The organism is uncultured Meiothermus sp. (assembly GCF_937863175.1).
In the GTDB taxonomy this organism is placed as follows: Bacteria; Deinococcota; Deinococci; order Deinococcales; family Thermaceae; genus Meiothermus.
The window spans coordinates 1-3173 of record NZ_CALMCQ010000344.1 but is presented as its reverse complement, the minus strand read 5'-3'; the positions used below and the strand labels follow the sequence as shown (position 1 = coordinate 3173).

The window sequence follows — 3173 nt, the reverse complement described above, 5'->3', positions numbered from 1 at the left end:
TTGCTCGCGGGCCGCAACACCAGACCCAACACCCCAATGGGCAGTAGGAGGCCAGGGTCTGCCCCATACAGCTCTGCAGGAAAAGCAGCATAGGCCGGGTTGAGATAAGCAGCGCCGGGGCCCGGCAGAACCAGCCCCGCCATGCCCTGGCTCCGCACGCTCTGAGAGAACCCCAGCCCCCCCACCAGCACCAGCAAGATTATGGGTAAGAGGCGATTCATACCGGTTTCATTCTAAGGCCAAATATTCAGCCCACCGGTTTACCTGGCACAAGCCCAGTATAGAAGCAGTGGGTGAGCGCGATGGCCAGCGCATCGGCCAGGTGGGTGGGCCTGGGAAGGGTCTTCAGGCCCAGAATAGCCCGTACCATATAGGCCACCTGACTCTTGTCGGCCTGGCCATTGCCCACCAGGGCCTGTTTGATTCTGGGTGGCCCGTAGCCGAAGACCGGGATCGAGAGTTGATCGGCCACCAGAAACACGGCTCCCATGGCCCAGCCCACTTTGTAGGCCAGCTCGTTCTGCCGGTAGAAGAACTGTTCCTCCACCCCGATGGCCTGTGGGGAGTAGGTTGCAGCCACCTGATACACTGCCCGGTACAGCTTGCCTACCCGCTTGGGCGCGGACTCGCCATGGGTGGTCTTGACAACCTCGGCATGGAGCAGCCGGGCCTGCTTGCCGACCCGCTCGACCACACCCAGGCCCATATTGGTGATACCGGGGTCAATGCCAAGGACAACCATGTCGAGGGTCAGGGGTCTAGAGTAAAGAGTTTTTGACTCTGGACTCTCGACCCTATACGGGCAACGCTAGTTGCCCCTTTTGGGTGGGTAGTCGCCATCGCCATAGCGGATGAAGGCCGGGATGTCGAAGTTGCCGACATCTACGTTGCTGGCCGGGAAGTCCATTAGCGGGCGACCGCCGGGCTTGGCGACCACCGCGCTCTCATTAAAACCCGCTGCAATCAGGATCACCCGCATCTCGTCCTGGGCCCGGTTGTCGTAGGTCAGGCCGTACAGCACGTCCACGTCTTCCATGCCGGTGGCTTCGCGGATGTGCTCCACCACACTGCTGGCTTCCAAGAGCGAAATATCCTCGTCGCCCACCACATTAACCAGCAGCTTGCGGGCCCCATCCACCGAACGATCCAGCAAGGGGCTCTGGATGGCCGACTGGGCGGCTTCCATCACCTTGTTTTCGCCCCGGCCGGCCCCGATGCCCATCAAAACCTGGCCCGCCCCGGTGAGCAGGGTGCGTACATCGGCAAAGTCGAGGTTGATCTGGCCGGGCAGGTTGATGACGTCGGTGATGCCCTTCACCCCATGGTAGAGCACCCGGTCGGCAATCATGAAGGCATCCTTAGCCGAAACTTTTTTGTCCAGGGCATTCAGCAGGCGATCGTTGGAGATAACCACCATGGCGTCTACCTGTTCGCGCAGGCGCTTGATGCCCTCCTCGGCAGCCCGCAGTCGGCGAGGGCCTTCCCAGGCAAAGGGGCGGGTGACGACCCCTACCGTGAGAGCCCCCAAACCTTTGGCAATCTCGGCCACCACCGGGGCGCTACCCGTACCGGTGCCCCCGCCCATCCCGGCAGTGATGAAGACCATATCGGAGCCCTCGAGGTATTCGCCCACCAGTTCTTCGGCTTCCTGGGCAGCCTTCTCCCCGATTTCAGGGTTGGCCCCTGCTCCCAGTCCTCGGGTCAGTTTGTCGCCCAATTGGATGCGTACATCGGCCAGGCTGGTGGCCAATACCTGTGCATCCGTATTGGCTGCAATAAAATCCACGCCGGTTAGCCCCGACTCGATCATTCGATTGACTGCGTTGTTGCCTGCGCCGCCGAGTCCGATCACCTTAATCTGCACGTCACCCATAATCTCTCCTGGTACTTTCTACTGGCTGCTCGAGTGCTTCCACCTGACCGATGCGAACAAAAGCCGTAACTGCTAAAAGAAGTTCTTGAACATTCCCTTAATGCGCTCCCACAGACCGTTGGCAGCACTGGCTGCACCTTCGGTACTGATGACCGGCTTGCTGGCTTGAATGGTTTTGTTACGGCCAGGGCGGTGTCCACGGGGTAGGGGAGACTGGGTGGCGAGGCCGGCTGCATGGCGAACCAGTCCTACCGCTGTTGCGTGGGTAGGGGAGGCTACCACATCGGTGAGACCCTGCACCCCCAGGGGCTTGCCCAACCGAACCGGCAGGTTGAACTGCTTGCGGGCCAGTTCTTCCAGTCCTCGTACCATGCTGGTGCCGCCGGTCACGATGACCTTACCGACCGTGATTTCCAGCGGCCCCAAAGCCTCGTCAACACTCTGACGGGCCAGGTGCAAGATTTCGCGCAAGCGCGGGCGGATGATACGGGCTAGGTCGGGGGCTTGATAGGAGATTTGTGCTGCGCCCTCCTGGCTGACTTCCAGCACCAGCTCGGGATCGGCCAGCTCGGGTAGTGCAGCCCCGTATTTTTTAGAGACCCGTTCCGCTTCTTCGACCGGGATTTGCAGCAGCTTGGCGATGTCATGCGAGACATGGTCTCCGCCCAACGGGATTACAGCCGAGTGGGCCAGGCGCCCTTGGCGGAAGACGGCTACATCGGTCGTGCCTCCACCAATGTCTACCAGCATCACGGTCATGGAGCGTTCTTCGGGTGAAAGCACCGCCAGCCCCGAGGCATAGGCTTGTAATACCATACCTTGCAAGTCCAATCCGGCGTCTTCGACGGCCTTGCGAAGGTTGGTGAGGGGGCCTTTGCTACCCGCAACCAGATGCACATCTACTTCCAGGCGAACTCCGGCCATGCCGATGGGGTCGCGGATACCTTCCTGACCATCTACGCGATACTCCAGCGGTAGGGCATGAATGAGTTCGTAGTCGCCTTCAAATGGATAGGCTTTGGCCTGTTCGATGGCCCGCTCCACATCGGTGGCAGAGATTTGCTGGCCCCGCCGGATAGCCGCCAGGCCGTGGCTGGTCACACTGCGGACATGGGCTCCGGCTACGCCTACCCAGACCCGCTCGGCCTTGACCCCTGCTACCCGCTCGGCCTGGAAGATGGCCTGACGAATGGATTCGGAAGTGCGCTCGAGGTTGGTGACCACCCCCCTCCTGAGCCCCTGGGAAGGAACCGTGCCCTCCCCGATGATGTCCAGGATACCATCTGAGGATAGTTCACCG

The 3173-nt window shown here is 61.1% G+C and carries 3 protein-coding genes and 1 pseudogene; all 4 read right to left on the bottom strand.

The features are described 5' to 3' along the window. A pseudogene (locus tag Q0288_RS13085) lies at positions 1-221 on the bottom strand (TetR family transcriptional regulator); the annotation flags it as partial. A 26-nt stretch (positions 222-247) separates the two neighbouring features. Next, complete coding sequence (gene ruvC, locus Q0288_RS13080; RefSeq protein ID WP_299431124.1) at positions 248-742, bottom strand: crossover junction endodeoxyribonuclease RuvC; 495 nt, start codon at positions 740-742, stop codon at positions 248-250. Between the two features lie 66 nt (positions 743-808). After that, on the bottom strand, positions 809-1873 hold the full coding sequence (gene ftsZ, locus Q0288_RS13075) for a cell division protein FtsZ (protein ID WP_299431122.1): 1065 nt from the start codon (positions 1871-1873) through the stop codon (positions 809-811). A gap of 72 nt (positions 1874-1945) precedes the next feature. Next, a partial coding sequence (ftsA, locus tag Q0288_RS13070; RefSeq protein WP_299431120.1) for a cell division protein FtsA occupies positions 1946-3173 on the bottom strand: 1228 nt, incomplete at its 5' end.